At 63.7% G+C, this 14,307-nt stretch carries 16 protein-coding genes and 1 tRNA gene; 12 read left to right on the forward strand and 5 right to left on the reverse strand.

Annotated features, from left to right (window positions below):
- The first annotated feature begins 153 nt into the window (after nucleotides 1-153).
- From JOD47_RS05830 to JOD47_RS05840, 3 genes are all read left to right on the forward strand, one after another.
- Nucleotides 154-1,155 (forward strand): LacI family DNA-binding transcriptional regulator, encoded by a 1,002-nt coding sequence (locus JOD47_RS05830; protein ID WP_204532831.1) that lies wholly within the window; start codon nucleotides 154-156, stop codon nucleotides 1,153-1,155.
- 9 nt (nucleotides 1,156-1,164) lie between these two features.
- Nucleotides 1,165-2,286, forward strand: coding sequence for a glycerate kinase (locus JOD47_RS05835; RefSeq protein WP_204532832.1), 1,122 nt, complete (start codon nucleotides 1,165-1,167; stop codon nucleotides 2,284-2,286).
- A gap of 105 nt (nucleotides 2,287-2,391) precedes the next feature.
- Nucleotides 2,392-2,856, forward strand: a complete 465-nt coding sequence (locus tag JOD47_RS05840) for a MarR family winged helix-turn-helix transcriptional regulator (RefSeq protein WP_204532833.1) — start codon at nucleotides 2,392-2,394, stop codon at nucleotides 2,854-2,856.
- Nucleotides 2,857-2,896: 40 nt separating this feature from the next.
- Here JOD47_RS05840 and JOD47_RS05845 read toward each other — a convergent pair whose 3' ends face one another.
- On the reverse strand, nucleotides 2,897-3,586 hold the full coding sequence (locus JOD47_RS05845; RefSeq protein ID WP_204532835.1) for a FadR/GntR family transcriptional regulator: 690 nt from the start codon (nucleotides 3,584-3,586) through the stop codon (nucleotides 2,897-2,899).
- Between the two features lie 76 nt (nucleotides 3,587-3,662).
- On the opposite strand from JOD47_RS05845, the gene JOD47_RS05850 reads away from it, so the two are divergent.
- The 3 genes from JOD47_RS05850 to JOD47_RS05860 all read left to right on the forward strand — a co-directional run bounded on the left by JOD47_RS05850 (nucleotide 3,663) and on the right by JOD47_RS05860 (nucleotide 7,471).
- Nucleotides 3,663-4,889: an alpha-hydroxy acid oxidase gene (locus tag JOD47_RS05850; protein WP_204532837.1), complete on the forward strand. Its 1,227-nt coding sequence runs from the start codon at nucleotides 3,663-3,665 to the stop codon at nucleotides 4,887-4,889.
- 130 nt (nucleotides 4,890-5,019) lie between these two features.
- Nucleotides 5,020-5,343: a hypothetical protein gene (locus JOD47_RS05855; RefSeq protein ID WP_204532839.1), complete on the forward strand. Its 324-nt coding sequence runs from the start codon at nucleotides 5,020-5,022 to the stop codon at nucleotides 5,341-5,343.
- A 268-nt stretch (nucleotides 5,344-5,611) separates the two neighbouring features.
- The gene (locus JOD47_RS05860; RefSeq protein WP_204532841.1) at nucleotides 5,612-7,471 is read left to right on the forward strand and encodes an S-layer homology domain-containing protein; all 1,860 of its coding nucleotides are present in this window, start codon (nucleotides 5,612-5,614) and stop codon (nucleotides 7,469-7,471) included.
- 60 nt (nucleotides 7,472-7,531) lie between these two features.
- Here the strand turns inward: JOD47_RS05860 and JOD47_RS05865 are convergent, their stop codons facing one another.
- Complete coding sequence (locus JOD47_RS05865) at nucleotides 7,532-7,771, reverse strand: CDGSH iron-sulfur domain-containing protein (RefSeq protein ID WP_204532843.1); 240 nt, start codon at nucleotides 7,769-7,771, stop codon at nucleotides 7,532-7,534.
- Nucleotides 7,772-7,970: 199 nt separating this feature from the next.
- Here JOD47_RS05865 and JOD47_RS05870 point away from each other — a divergent pair, with 199 nt between their 5' ends.
- The 3 genes from JOD47_RS05870 to JOD47_RS05880 are packed head-to-tail and all read left to right on the forward strand — an operon-like array spanning nucleotide 7,971 to nucleotide 9,804.
- Nucleotides 7,971-8,735: a hypothetical protein gene (locus JOD47_RS05870; RefSeq protein WP_204532845.1), complete on the forward strand. Its 765-nt coding sequence runs from the start codon at nucleotides 7,971-7,973 to the stop codon at nucleotides 8,733-8,735.
- A complete protein-coding gene (locus JOD47_RS05875; RefSeq protein ID WP_204532847.1) occupies nucleotides 8,735-9,187 on the forward strand; it encodes a phage holin family protein in 453 nt (150 codons plus the stop codon). Before JOD47_RS05870 ends, JOD47_RS05875 begins: the two co-directional genes overlap by 1 nt.
- Entirely contained in the window at nucleotides 9,184-9,804 is a 621-nt protein-coding gene (locus tag JOD47_RS05880) for a DUF3618 domain-containing protein (RefSeq protein ID WP_204532849.1), read from the forward strand. Before JOD47_RS05875 ends, JOD47_RS05880 begins: the two co-directional genes overlap by 4 nt.
- Nucleotides 9,805-9,870: 66 nt before the next feature.
- Here the strand turns inward: JOD47_RS05880 and JOD47_RS05885 are convergent, their stop codons facing one another.
- Entirely contained in the window at nucleotides 9,871-10,329 is a 459-nt protein-coding gene (locus JOD47_RS05885) for a MarR family winged helix-turn-helix transcriptional regulator (protein WP_204532851.1), read from the reverse strand.
- Between the two features lie 111 nt (nucleotides 10,330-10,440).
- Nucleotides 10,441-10,513, reverse strand: a tRNA-Ala gene (locus JOD47_RS05890).
- A gap of 69 nt (nucleotides 10,514-10,582) precedes the next feature.
- On the opposite strand from JOD47_RS05890, the gene JOD47_RS05895 reads away from it, so the two are divergent.
- The 3 genes from JOD47_RS05895 to JOD47_RS17650 are packed head-to-tail and all read left to right on the forward strand — an operon-like array spanning nucleotide 10,583 to nucleotide 13,729.
- Entirely contained in the window at nucleotides 10,583-12,049 is a 1,467-nt protein-coding gene (locus JOD47_RS05895) for a DHA2 family efflux MFS transporter permease subunit (RefSeq protein ID WP_204532853.1), read from the forward strand.
- A gap of 32 nt (nucleotides 12,050-12,081) precedes the next feature.
- On the forward strand, nucleotides 12,082-13,560 hold the full coding sequence (locus JOD47_RS05900) for a S10 family peptidase (RefSeq protein WP_204532855.1): 1,479 nt from the start codon (nucleotides 12,082-12,084) through the stop codon (nucleotides 13,558-13,560).
- Nucleotides 13,561-13,606: 46 nt separating this feature from the next.
- On the forward strand, nucleotides 13,607-13,729 hold the full coding sequence (locus JOD47_RS17650) for a hypothetical protein (protein ID WP_275577875.1): 123 nt from the start codon (nucleotides 13,607-13,609) through the stop codon (nucleotides 13,727-13,729).
- A 17-nt stretch (nucleotides 13,730-13,746) separates the two neighbouring features.
- Here the strand turns inward: JOD47_RS17650 and JOD47_RS05905 are convergent, their stop codons facing one another.
- Nucleotides 13,747-14,247, reverse strand: a complete 501-nt coding sequence (locus JOD47_RS05905; protein ID WP_204532857.1) for a DUF456 domain-containing protein — start codon at nucleotides 14,245-14,247, stop codon at nucleotides 13,747-13,749.
- Between the last annotated feature and the right edge of the window lie 60 nt (nucleotides 14,248-14,307).

The following is a 14,307-nucleotide window of genomic DNA, read 5'->3' on the forward strand; positions in this document are numbered from 1 at the left end:
TCCCGAAGAGGAAAGAATGTTGGTGGAAAGCGCTTTCCAATATAGGGTAGTGATCGAGACCACGTCAACCCCTCCCCGCTGGGCGCGGTCCCGGCCGCACCGAAGGTCGCTGACTGCGCACTCAGCGGGAGTCGAACTACCCGAAGGAGCCCGGTGGCCGCTGTAACCCTGTCCGGTGTGGCCAGCCATGCCGGAGTATCCCTGGCCACGGCATCCCGGGTGCTGAACGGATCCTCCCGCCGCCCCGCGGAGGAGATCGCCGAGCGGGTCCGCGCGGCGGCGCTCGAACTCGGGTACGTGCCCAATGCGCAGGCCCAGGCCCTCGCGCGCTCCTCCACGGGCCTGGTCGGCCTCGTCGTGCACGACATCTCCGACCCCTACTTCTCCTCCATCGCCCGCGGTGTCCAGCATGCCGCGCGGAACTACCGCCGGCAGGTGCTGCTGGCCAGCACTGATCCTTCGGAAAGCGCAGAGCACGACGCCGTCAGCGCCTTCGCCTCCCATCGCACCGACGCCATCATCCTGGCCGGTTCCCGCCGTGCACAGGCCGATCCGGAGCTTGAGCACGAGCTGGCCCGCTACCAGCAGAACGGCGGGCGCGTCGTGACCATCGGCGGCTCCCCCGGCTCCGGCCTGACCGTACCCGTGGGCAATTCCGACGGCGCCGCCGCCCTCGTCGCCAGGCTCGTCTCGCTCGGAGTGACGCGGTTCGCCATCCTGGCCGGCCCTCACGAGCTGAACACTGCACGCGACCGCGTCTCCGGTTTCACGACCGCACTGAAGGCAGCGGGGCTGGAGCCTGCCGCCGTCGTCGGCAGTGGGTTCGACCGTGAGGGCGGCTTCGAAGCCGCCCAGCGCTGCTGGGACGAGCTCAGGGGTGAACGCGGCGTCTGCCTGCTCGCGGTGAACGACGTGATGGCCATCGGCGCGATCGCCGGCCTGCGCGCCCTGGGCGCTTCGGTGCCGGCGGACGCCCTGGTGACCGGCTTCGATGACATTCCCACCCTGCGCGATTACTTCCCCGCACTGACCACCGTGCACCTGCCGCTCGAGCAGCTGGGCGAAGAGGCGGCAAACCTTGCCCTGGATCCCGACAAGGCGCCTCCCGCACCAATCCTGGGAGAGGTCATCATCCGCGAATCGGCAGGAGCCTAGCTCAGCATCATGAGAATCCTGATAGCACCGGACAAATTCAAGGGCACCCTGACGGGCGCCGAAGCGGCCGCGGCGATCGCCGCCGGCGTCCGCCGCGTCCTGCCCGATGCCGATATCACCATGCAACCCATTGCGGACGGCGGTGAAGGAACGCTCGAGGCCGTCCTCGCCGCCGGAGGTGTCCGGCGGCAGACCAGGGTCCGCGGACCGCTCGCCGACTCGGTGGACGCTCCCTGGGCTCTCACCGGTTCCACTGCCGTCATCGAAACGGCCCGTGCCAGTGGGCTTGAGTTCGTCACGCCCAGCCGCGCCACAGCCGGTTCGGCGCACTGCTACGGGAGCGGTGAGCTGCTGACAGCTGCTCTCGACGCCGGCACCACGGAGATTGTGCTGGGTGTGGGCGGGTCGGCGATGACCGACGGCGGCTCGGGCGCCCTGCGTGCCCTGGGCGCGAAAATCCTTGACGACGACGGCGCGGAACTTCCGCTGGGCGGATTGCCCCTGGCGCGCGCAGCCACCCTGGACCTCTCCGGCCTGGATCCACGCCTTCACCATGTCCAGCTGCGCATCGCCGTCGATGTGCAGAACCCGCTTTCCGGGCCCGACGGCGCCGCCCACGTGTTCGGCGCGCAGAAAGGAGCTGACGCAAGCCTCCGCACGGCGCTCGACGCCGCGCTGGCGCGATGGGCGCAGCTTCTGCAGGACACCACAGGGGTGGATGTTCAGCAGCCCGGCGCAGGAGCCGCCGGCGGATTTCCTGCTGCCTTCCTTGCCTGCATGAATGCCTCGCTGGAGCCCGGCTTCGACTTGGTTGCCGGCCTGACCGGGTTGGACGGGAAGCTCGCTCAGGCGGATCTGGTACTCACGGGTGAAGGTTCGCTGGACGCGCAATCCGAATTCGGGAAGGCTCCGCTCGGGCTGGCCGACCGCGCAAGGAATCTCGGCCTGCCGGTGCTCGCTGTTGCCGGACGCATCACGTTGTCCGACGCCGATCTGGCCGCCCACGGGGTGCTGCACGCACGAAGTCTGGCGGATACCGCCCCCTCGATTGCGGCCGCCATGAAGAGCGCTTCACGCTATGCGGCCGACGCCTCCGAGTCCGTTCTCAGGGCTCTTCTGTCGAATTCCTGAGGGTTGACAGCTACCTTTCCCACGTTGCACGGTTGATTCCACAGCAATCATAAGTAAGCTGATGATTAGATGGATAAATAAAATCGACAGGTAAGGTGACAGCGCATGCCCGATCTTTCAGCCTGGTCGACAGGCCGGCTTCTCACCACAGCAGCGCGGCTGGTTGAGCAATCCTGGAACCAGCGGCTCGCTGAACTCGACGTGACCCACGCCGGGTTTACTGCGCTCGCCGTCCTGGCCGGTTACGGCCCGCTCCGGCAGGCGCAGCTCGCTGAACTGGTTCATGTGCAGGCTCAGACAATCGGGAAGACCCTCAACCGGCTTGAGGCCAAGGGACACATCGAGCGCACCCGGGGCGACGACGACCGCCGCAGCCAGACTGTGCGCATCACCGAGAAGGGCCTCGCGACACTGGAGAAGGGCCGCAACATTGAGCGCACCCTGGTGTCGGATGAAGCGCTGCTGTCTCCCGAACTGCGCTCGCACCTGCGTGCCGCAATCGAGGAGCTGGCGGAACCGCAGCGTCAGGTCCGCGGTCGGAGCGGACTGCACGCCGTGGAGGATCAGTAGTCAGACCCTGTAGTGCAAGACCAGTAGTCGGGCCCTGTAGTCAGGACGCGGAGAGGCCCGCCTCTTCATAGAAGCCCTCAATATGGCTTGCCACCAGCTGCGCGGCGAGTGCGCCGTCGTCGTTCCTGATTGCATTGTGAATGTCACGGTGCTCGGCGCGAAGGCGGGCGGATGTCGCCGCCCAGTTCGGCAGGGTACGGGTGAGGCGCAGCGTATAGCCCTCGATCGATTCCCTGAGCGAAGACATCATCGCGCCGATCAACACGTTGCCGGCCGCATCAGCGAGAGCGACGTGGAAAAGTGCATCGAGGCGCAGGAATTCCTTCTCGTCCGGAGCTGAGGTCTCCATGGCGTCAAGGAGCGCCGCGGCGTCGTCCATTGCAGGTGCGGCCGGTTTGGCATGGGCGGCGGCCCAGGTCTCCAGGAGCAGGCGGGTCTGGACGATGTCCTCAACGGGCAGGTGCGATGTCGCCATGTGCAGGCGAAGTGCTGCGCCCAGCGCGGCTCCCGGATTGGCGGTAATCACCGTGCCGGCACCCGGTCCGGATCCGACGCCGGCACGAACAATCCCCATTGCCTCCAGCACCCGTATTCCTTCCCGGGCGGATGCACGGGAAATACCCAGCTGTTCGGCCACCATGCGCTCACCGGGCAGCCGGTCCCCCACGGCCAGGCGTCCGGCCTCGAGCTGGCTCTCAAGCCATGACTGAACAAGCTGGTGGGTACGCATGCGACAAGATTACCTTGCGTGGTCTGACCACATCCCGGTAATGTGGTCAGACCACACCCCGACGCGAAGGTTTCCCATGTCCCACACGCCCGAAGCGCTCAAGCGCCGGATCCCCAAAGTTGCTGACCTGGCCCCGCTGATGCAGTTCAAGAAGCCGGAGTTCAGCCAGAGCGCCCGGCTGAGGCGTGCGAACACGATCGGCGACCTTCGAGCGATCGCCAAGCGGCGCACCCCCACCGCACCCTTCGATTACACGGACGGCGCGGCGGAAGCGGAAATCACCCTGCGGCGGGCACGGGAGGCGTTCCTTGACCTCGAGTTCCGGCCCGGCATCCTGCGGAACGTCGAGAAGGTGGACACCTCCGTCACGGTCCTGGGCAAGGAGTCCGCCCTGCCGTTCGGCATCGCGCCCACCGGCTTTACCCGCATGATGCAGTCGGAGGGAGAATACGCGGGATCGCAGGCCGCCGACGCCGCCGGAATTCCGTACACCCTTTCCACCATGGGGACCGCATCCATTGAGGACGTGGCGCGCGCAGCGCCGTCGGGGCGGAACTGGTTCCAGCTGTACCTTTGGACGGACCGCGAACGCTCGATGGAGCTGATCGAGCGGGCAGCAGCGGCCGGCAATGACACGCTGATGGTCACCGTGGATACCGCCGTGGCCGGCGCGCGACTGCGCGATGTGCGGAACGGCATGACCATCCCGCCCGCGCTCACCGTGAAGACGGTCATCGACGCGTCCTACCGCCCGGCCTGGTGGTTCAACTTCCTGACTCATGAGCCACTCGCATTCGCTTCGCTCAACCGCTACTCGGGCACCGTCGCTGACCTGATCAACTCCATGTTCGATCCCACCCTGACCTTTGATGATCTGGACTGGCTGCGTGAGGTGTGGAAGGGCAACCTCGTGGTCAAGGGCATCCAAACGCTCGACGACGCCAAAAAGGTAGTCGACCACGGTGCAGACGGAATCGTGCTCTCCAATCACGGCGGCCGCCAACTTGACCGCGCACCTATTCCCCTGCGACTGCTTCCGGATGTGGCAGCCGAGCTGAAGGGCAAGACATCCATCATGCTCGACACCGGCATCATGAGCGGCGGCGACATCGTGGCTGCGCTCGCCCTCGGTGCTGACTTCACTCTGATCGGCCGGGCATACCTGTATGGGCTCATGGCAGGAGGGCGGGCGGGCGTAGACCGCGCCATCGCTATTCTGGACAAGGAAATCACGCGCACCATGCAGTTGCTCGGGGTCACCCGAGTGGAGGATCTAACGCCGGATCACGTCCGGTTCCTTTAGATTCCTGTCGCCTGGTTGCCTCCTAATTCATTCAAAGTGGCAGCCAGGCGACAAATGCTTTCCCGGGGCTTACTATCATTGAAGGAACTCGCGGGGCGCGGGATCCGTGAGACCTGGGGGTCAAAATAAAATGAAGCGACGACGGGTGCACTATCCGTTGAAATACCGGCGCGCCCGGACGGTTCTGTATGCCGTCATACTGTTCTGGCTGTGGACCTGGCTTGGCAGTGCGGCCTTCATAGCCAGCCTGTTCAACTCCCCCATCCACGCGATCATCGCCATGTACGCGCTCTTCACCTTCATACTGCTCTCAATTCCCGTTTTCCTGCTGGCCCTTGCCCAGATGGCACTGAACCGCCCGACCGCTCCCGCGGAGTCCGCCGTCGTCGTGCGGCTGGATCCGCGCCCGGCGGGCCGTCCGGAGCCCACGCACGCAGCCCGCAGCGCCTCCTGATTTCATTCGCGTTTTCACCGAATAATTACGGTGGGCAATTAGAAATTGTTCGGTAATTCCTGCTCATTATTCATACTGCGGTCATCTTGCGGAAAAACTGAGCTTCCTTGGACAATCCTTTGCGAATTCCCGGCGATTTACCGGAGATAGCTAAACCTATACTTGGTGCGGGGCTTTGAGGACTGATGGTCTCGAAACAGCCCGGCGCCGCCGTAGGGGGACACGGCGGCGCCTGCCCCACCCCACACTCGTACCACCAAGGACTTCCATGCTTTCACTTCAGCGTTCTACAGCTGCGCTCACTGGCGTTCTGCTCCTGGCGGCAAGCCTCTCGGCCGGTGTGCAGCCGGCATCGGCACAATCCGTTCAGCCGTCTACGGTTGCAACCCAGGAACCGGTGCAGACCCCGGAACCCCAGGTTGTTTCACCGGCCGAATCTGCGACGGCCGAGTTGAGCGAGCTCTTCCCCGGCGGCATACCGTCCTACCCTGACCACACGTTTGAGGGCGAGACAACGGGAGACGGCCACTCGCACGACTCAACGACAGAGGGCGCGGCCATGTCGCCGTTGGGCGCCGGAGGCACCCTTTCCCGCCGTGGTGACATCAAGGTTCGCTTGGTCACCGTTGACCTGGCCGACAGCAATGCCACGGTGCCCCTCTCTTCCGCCAGGAATGCAATCGCAGCGTCGAGCAGCTACTGGAAGAGCATGTCCAATGGGCGACTCTCCATGTCGGTGGCCTACGAGTCGGTCAATCACAGGTCAGCGGCCCGAACCACTGATTCTTACGACCAGATCATGAACAAGGTGACATCCGAGCTCAGGTGGTCCTACAGTCCGTATACAGCCCTTGTTGTGTTCATCCCCTCCGTCCTGAAGGAGGGTTACCTGGGCTATGGCTGGAGTAGCAACGGGACCAGTGGGCGCATTCTCATGCCGCAGATCACCAACTTCACCACGAACGTCGTAACACACGAATTCGGCCACGTTCTCGGTCTCATGCACGCCGATTCATTGCAGTGCGGAAGCGGAGTTTCCGACACGCCGTACTTCGGATCGGACTGCTCCATCCGCCAGTACGGCGACACATCGGACCTGATGGGCATCTCGCGCTGGTTCGACACCCCCGCCATCAGCTCAAGCTTCTGGGACTACGGAGGCTTTGGGCGCGGTGACGAGATCCTGAACGTAGGCACAGCCACAGGCAGGAAGACCTACACGTTGCGCCCGTGGGCTGGAACAGCGGCCAAGCGTGCGGTGAAATTCACCGACCCCCGAAGCCGCGAGATCTACTATCTGGAACTCCGCACGCCGGTCGGATTCGACAGGAACCTCGCGGTGGGAGGAAACCGCGGTGTGAAAATCGTTCAGAGCGGCGGGAACACAGTAGCGTCGTCGATAGCGCTCATGCCGGACACGAGGCCCTACCCGGGTTACTACGCGCCCAACACCGCATGGCAGGCAGGCAGCGTCTTCCGCACCCACGCGGGAACGACCGTAACCATCAACTCAGTTTCGGACTCCGCAGCGTCCGTGACTATTGATGCAGGCCTGCCTTTCACCGACCTGCGCGGCTCCGGGTTCCGGGCGGACATTGAATGGCTGGCCGCAAGCAAACTGACCACGGGTTGGCCTGACGGTACCTACCGGCCGTTCACAGCCATGAACCGTGACGCCATGGCGGCCTTCCTCTACCGCCTCGCGGGCGTCACAAGCTACACGCCGCCCAAGCAAAGCCCCTTCCGCGACGTGTCGACAGCGCACCCCTTCTACCGGCAAATCGCCTGGATGGAGTCATCCGGCCTCTCCACGGGTTGGACGGACGGCAGGTATCGACCGGACCAGCCGATCAACCGGGATGCGATGGCTGCATTTCTTCACCGATTTGCGAGTGAATTCTGCGACATTGGTGCAGCTGCTTCCTATTCCTTGCCTTCCTCCAGGAGCTTCACCGACGTCACGCGTGCAGATGCCTTCGCGCTTGAAATGTCCTGGATGAAGCAAGAGAGTATCTCAACCGGTTGGTCGGACGGCACCTACCGGCCACTCGATCCCATAACCCGGGAAGCGATGGCTGCATTCGTCAAGCGACTTGACTCATACGTCGACCGCAACGGCGGGTGCTGAAAACGTTCGCTTAGGTCAGGGTCGGACTCCTCCGTGAGTCCGGCCCTTGCCTTTTGTCGCCTACTCCTGATCCGGCAGATCCGGCTCCGTACGGAAGTTAATGAGCTTATGCGTGCCGTCGCAGTACGGTTTGATCGTCGAGGCTCCGCACCGGCACAGGGCAACTGTCTTACGACGGCGCGGCACCGGCTCCCCTGCAGGAGTGACGATGGGCACCTCGCCCCTCACCAGCAGCGGCCCGTCGGGGCAGGCAACAATACTGACGTCGTCGTTTCTTGATGATGCTGATGGTGAAGTCATGACGTCTCCCTGATTGCACTTGATCCCCTAGCCGACTCCTGCCCAGGATACTAAGCTGGCTGTCCACACAGGTCCCAGCGAGATTGATACTTGACGGCAGTTTTTCGTTGCGGTCTTGTGATCATATGCTAAGCATGCTTATTGTGTAGTTGCGACGGCTTACCTTCCAGAAGTCCTCCACATCAATAAAGGAGTCATTATGAGCACACAGAACTGGTCAGAAGACCCGCTGGTTACTTCAACGCCGGGCGCGCAGAGCACCCCGTCCTCCGGACAGTCCACTCAGTCTGCTGCAAAGGATGAAGCCAAGGATGTAGGGCGGCAGGGCGCAGACGCAGCCAGGGGTGTCGCACAGACCGCCGGGTCAGAAGCAAAGAATGTGGCGCACGAGGCCGGGGCCCAGGCCAGGAACCTGGTCGGTGAGCTTGGTTCCGATCTGAAGAGCCAGGCCGGCACCCAGCAGCAGCGCGTCAGCGACGGTCTGCGTTCACTGAGCGATGAGCTGAACACCATGGCGCAGAGCTCCGAGAGCGGCACGGCCCAGCACCTCGTGCAGCAGGCCGCTCAGCGAACCGGCAGCGCGGCATCCTGGCTGGAGGGCCGCGATCCGGGGTCACTGCTTGACGAAGTTACCGGCTTTGCCCGCCGCAAGCCCGGCACCTTCCTGTTAGTTGCAGCCGGCGCAGGCCTGCTCGCGGGCCGACTCGCACGCGGCCTCCAAGGCGGATCCGAATCGAGCAGCACTCCCTCGACCGGCAGCCCCACCGGTTCGGCGGCAGGCGGCCAGCACGTCGCTACCTACCCGCCGGTCCCTGACGAATACGGAACCGACCAACCAGCGTACGGCGCAGGCATCGATACACCGCCGGTGGCCCCACCAACCACCACGCCGGCCGTCACCCCCACCACTCCCCTTACCCAGCCTGGGGTTACAGGCACTGACTCAGGGAGGGACTTCCGCTAATGACCGAGCCACACCTCCACGGATCGCATACGGCTCAACCGCCGCCGCCGAGCCCGGACAATGACCAGGGTTCGAACGCCTCTCTGGGGCAGTTACTCAGTGAGGTCTCCAGTGACCTGTCGACGCTGATGCGTCAGGAACTCGAGCTCGCAAAGGCTGAACTGCGAGAGTCGGGAACCCGCGCAGGCAAGGGCGCAGGGATGTTCGGCGGCGCTGCAGTTGCTGGACACTTTGTCCTCCTCTTCCTCTCCCTGGCCCTGATGTGGGGACTGGCCGAGCTCATGGGCCTCGGCTGGGCCTCGGTGGTTGTGGCAGTCATCTGGGGCATCATCGCTGCAGTGCTGGCACTCACCGGGAAGAAGGAGATGAAGTCGATCAAGGGCATGCCGCAGACCGCTGAGACAGCCAAGGAAATTCCGCCTACGTTGAAACCAGGAGAGCACACGCCATGAACCAGACACCTGACGAAATCCGTGCGGACATCGAACGCACCCGCCGCGAACTGGGCACTGATGTTGACGCAGTCGCGGACAAAGTAAGCCCGTCGAACATCGCCCACCGGCAGACCGACAAAGTGAAAAACGCCTTCGGGAACGCCAAGAACAGCGTGATGGGTTCGGCTCATGACGCCGGCCACTCTGCCAAGGGCAACGCTCACGGTGCTTCCCAGTCAATGAAGGATTCGGCCCACCAGGCCGGCGACGCACTTCATGACGCACCCCAGCGCGTTACCTCAAAGACGCAGGGAAACCCTCTCGCCGCTGGTTTGATCGCGTTCGGGGCCGGCCTCTTGGCTTCCTCTCTCATTCCGGCGAGCCAGAAGGAAAAGGAAGCCGCACAGGCTGTGAAAGAGAAAGCGCAGCCTCTCGTCTCCGAGGTGACCGACGCAGCCAAGCAGGTTGCCGAGGACATGAAGGAACCGGCGCAGGAGGCCATGGACTCGGTCAAGCAGAGCGCCACGGACTCAGCCAACACAGTGAAGGAAGAAGGCACCAGCGCTGCCTCCGACGTCAAGGACCGGGCACAGGATGCGAAGTCCAACGTTCAGAGCAGCTCGAACACGCCGTAACGGCTAGAGAACAAACCGCTGGCGCCGTACGGATTCCGTACGGCGCCAGCGGTTTGTTGTCCTCATTCAGCCATTCTGGCCCGCTTGATGCACGCCGTTTCGGCGGGAACGGGCCGGGAGCAGATCCTCGATGACCTTCATCAACAGCCGACGCAGCTCAGGAGATGCACGCTGGAGGTCGAGCGCAAATTCCCGCTCGTGACGCTCCGCCTCGGAAAGCAGTGATCTGCCGGATTGAGTGAGACTCACGACGAAGGTCCGGCGGTCGGTCTCGCTGCCCTGGCGGTACACCAGGCCCTGCTGTTCGAGGCGGACCAGTGTTCGGCCGACGGTCTGGGCGGTGACGTGCAGGTGCTCCGCCAACTCAACCTGGGACAACGGGCCGTTCGCCTCGACTGAACGCAGTGTGACGAAGGCGGCGTGCGTAATCCCGATCGCGAGAAGGCGCTCGTTCCAGGCGTTCTCGGTCAGGCGGGCAGCGGTGGTGAGCATTCGTTCCGTCGTCCAAAGATCTGTGTCCGACATCTCCGCCTCTTTTCATCAGGGTCCGGACTAAGGGATTCGTAGTCGATGGACCCATGGATGATTTTATTCCTGTCAGGCCGGTGCACGCGCGACCTGCTGTGACGGAAAGAGTGGAGCTTAGGGGAATCGAACCCCTGACCTTTTCATTGCGAACGAAACGCTCTACCAACTGAGCTAAAGCCCCAAAGCAACCAAGATACCCCAGCACCCGGGCCCGGAACCAAATGTCAGTGCCCGGTTGTACCCTCGAACCATGCATTCCTCCGCTCCGGAAATCCGGGCCTGGCCGGCGTTATGGTCGCTCGTCATCGGGTTCTTCATGATCCTCGTCGACTCCACCATCGTCTCCGTTGCCACGCCCGCCATCATGGAGGGCTTGCAGGCGGACATAGACAGCGCCATCTGGGTCACCAGCGCATATCTCCTTGCCTATGCCGTGCCGCTGCTGATCACGGGCAGGCTGGGTGACAGGTTTGGACCGCGCCGAATCTATCTTGCCGGCCTGGCCGTCTTCACTGCGTCCAGCGCAATGTGCGGCTTCGCCGGAACCATCGAGTTGCTCATCCTCGCCCGCGTTTTTCAGGGATTGGGCGCGGCGCTGATGACGCCCCAGACAATGTCCGTCATCACCCGCATCTTCCCGCCGGACAGACGCGGGTCGGCCATGGGCCTGTGGGGCTCCGTTGCGGGCATCGCCACGCTGGCCGGCCCCATCCTGGGCGGCGTACTCGTTGACACACTCGGCTGGGAGTGGATCTTCTTCGTCAACCTGCCCGTCGGCGTCGTCGGGTTCTTCCTTGCCTACCGCCTGGTTCCGGAACTGACCACCACAAACCACTCCTTCGACCTCCTCGGCGTGGTTCTCAGCGCCGCCGGAATGTTCTGCCTGGTGTTCGGCCTTCAGGAGGGCCAGACCTACGATTGGGGTCCTATCGCCGGGCCCATTTCGGTCTGGTCCCTCATCATCACCGGCGCCGTGCTCTTCGGCGCCTTTCTGGTGTGGCAGCGCTATAACCGAAAGGAACCCCTGGTTCCGCTGAAGCTCTTCCGCGACCGCAACTTCTCGCTGGCCAATACCGCCATCTCAGCGATGGGCTTCACCATCACGACGATGAGCCTGCCGCTCATGCTCTACGCCCAGAACGTTCGTAACCTCTCGCCCACACAGGCTGCGATGCTGCTGGCCCCCATGGCGATTATCTCCGGTGTGCTGGCTCCCTTCGTCGGGAAGCTCGTCCAGCGCGGCAATCCCAAATACATGGCGATTTTCGGTTTCACCGGTATGGCCGTTGCACTGTTCTGGCTGGCGTCGCTGCTCACGCCGACCACTCCCATCTGGCTGCTGTTGCTGCCGCTCGCGCTGATCGGTCTGGCAAGCGCCGGCATCTGGGCTCCGGTCTCACTGACCGCTACACGCAACCTCGCGCCGTCGCTCGCCGGAGCCGGGTCCGGCGTCTACAACACCACACGTCAGGTGGGAGCCGTGATCGGAAGCGCTGGTATCGCGGCCATCATGCAGGCACGTCTGGCAGCCAACGGGGCCGCAGGCACGCCGGGGCAGTCTGCCGGGTACGCGGCAGCCATGGGTGAGTCGCTGCTCCTGCCTGGAACCGTCGTCGTCATCGGCTTGATCGCCGCTCTTTTCTTCGCCCGTCCGGAACAGAGCCAACCATGGAGCGCAGACGTCGAGCCGGCCAGGCAAACTTCCACACAGGGGTAGTTGCCTCTCATAACCACCGATAGGCTCATGGGATGGAAGAAGACTTCGCAACTGAAAGCACCACCGTCGAAAAGACGGAGCCCGACGCCGTCAAGGAAGTCAGCGACGACTTCGTGACACGGCAGCACACCGCCGCCTCGGGTCTTGAGTACACAACGACCACCGGCCGGCTGGTCCTGCGGCGTGAAGAAACCAAAGACGGCAAATCGGAGGGCTTCAAGCCAAAGGCGGAGATCTTCGTCGTCGCGTACACCAGGGACAACAGCACGCCGGAGCGGCCTGTCACTTTCGCTTTCAACGGCGGTCCAGGTTCCTCATCGGTCTGGCTGCACCTGGGGCTGCTCGGACCACGGCTCGTGAACTCCGGCGACGCCGGTGCAATGACTCCGCCGCCTTTCGGCCTTATGGACAATCCCGAAACCCTCCTGGAACACAGCGACCTCGTCCTGATCGACCCGGTGAGCACCGGCTTCTCGCGTGTGATCGAGGGCGAGAAGACGGACGAGTTCCATGCCTTTGTTGAGGACCGCGACCTCGTGGCGGAGGTCATCCGCCTCTGGACCACCCGCAACAACCGGTGGCTTTCGCCCAAGTACCTCGTGGGCGAGTCCTACGGCACCCTCCGGGCGGTCGCCGTGGCCGGCCGCCTGTTCGATGCCTATGGCATGGCGGTCAACGGCCTCGGCCTCATTTCGACAGTGCTCAACATGTCCACACTCCGTTTCTTCCCGGGCAGCGACACCCCGTACGCACTCCACCTGCCCACCTACGCGGCGATCGCCCACTATCACGGCCGCCACCCCGGCAGGGAGCTCACCGACGTCGTTCGCGAGGCCGAGGAGTTCGCCTCGCGCGACTTCGGCTATGCCCTCAGTCAGGGCGCCCGGCTCACCCAGACCGAGTACGACGACGTCGTCACCCGCCTGAGCGCCCTCACCACCCTCGATGGAGACTTCATCCGGCGCACGAACCTGCGCTGGGCTTACCACGAATTCGCGGCTGAGCTCCTCCGGGCGGAAGACCTTGCGGTAGGGCGGATCGATGGGCGATTCACCGCCCCGCCGGCCAACCCACAGTCCTCCAGCTCAACGGATGATCCGAGCATGCGCGCCATCACCGGCCCCTTCGCCGCCGCGATCAACCACTACGTGCGCGCCGAACTCGGGTATGAGAATGACCTGCCCTACGAGATCCTCACCGCACGGGTTCAGCCCTGGAGCTACCGGACCTTCGAAGGTGCGCCGGTTGACGTGAGTGATGTGCTCGAGCGGCTCATGGTTCACAATCCGGCGCTGCGGGTTCACGTGGATTATGGGTACCAGGACGGCGCCACGCCGCACTTCGCCGCCGAGTACGTCTTCGCCCATATGTCACTCAATGAGCATGCGCGCTCGAGGATCTCCCACCACTATCACGAGGCTGGGCACATGATGTACCTCAAGCCCGAGTGCAGGCTTGCGCAACTCGAAGCCCTCAGGGAATTCGTCACCTTCGAACCTGCGCAGAATTGATCAGTGTGCTTACTATGGAGGTTCATTCCACGAAAGGCGGAACAACATGCTGAAGAAAATCCTTTGGATGCTCGCACCGGTCATTGCATCGAAACTGCTCGGTAAGCGCCAGCAGGGCCGAACCAACGCCAAGAACACGCGTGGGAAGAACCGCGGCTACCGGCGGTAGAAGGTATCCGGGGCGGGTCAGCGCATGGCGAAGTGTGCCCATACGGCAATGATCCATGCGCTGCCCGCCGCGCAGGCAAGCAGAAGTTCCACCACAATCCCAAGGCCTAGAGCCTTCAACGCCTCACCACTGGAGGACACCGCCGCCCCGAAATCGCGCAGGCGTGCGGCTTCACTCAGCAGCAGGCCGGCAATGAACCCGACGATCAGTCCCACCACCGGGATCACGAACATACCCACTACGCCCAGAACCAGGCCTACGGTGATGGACCGCCCCGGAATCTTCCGTTGACGTAGCTTCCGACCGGTCAGTATGGTTCCCGCCAGGAGCCCGGCCAGGGCGCATATCCCACCCACGGCGAGGGCAGTCCAACCCGGACCGCTCGTCACGGTGAATGCCCACACCAGCAGCGAACCGATGATGAGGATGCTGCCGGGCAGGATGGGAATGACCACGCCCGCCACTCCCACGGCGATGGCCAAGCCACAGATCACGGTGACAAGAATTTCCCAGTCCATGCCCTCAAGCATGCCACCGCACGGAGCGGCGCCCTTGTATGCACAACGCCGGAATACTAA

It is taken from the genome of Arthrobacter tumbae (assembly GCF_016907495.1).
Classification (GTDB): Bacteria; Actinomycetota; Actinomycetes; order Actinomycetales; family Micrococcaceae; genus Arthrobacter_D; species Arthrobacter_D tumbae.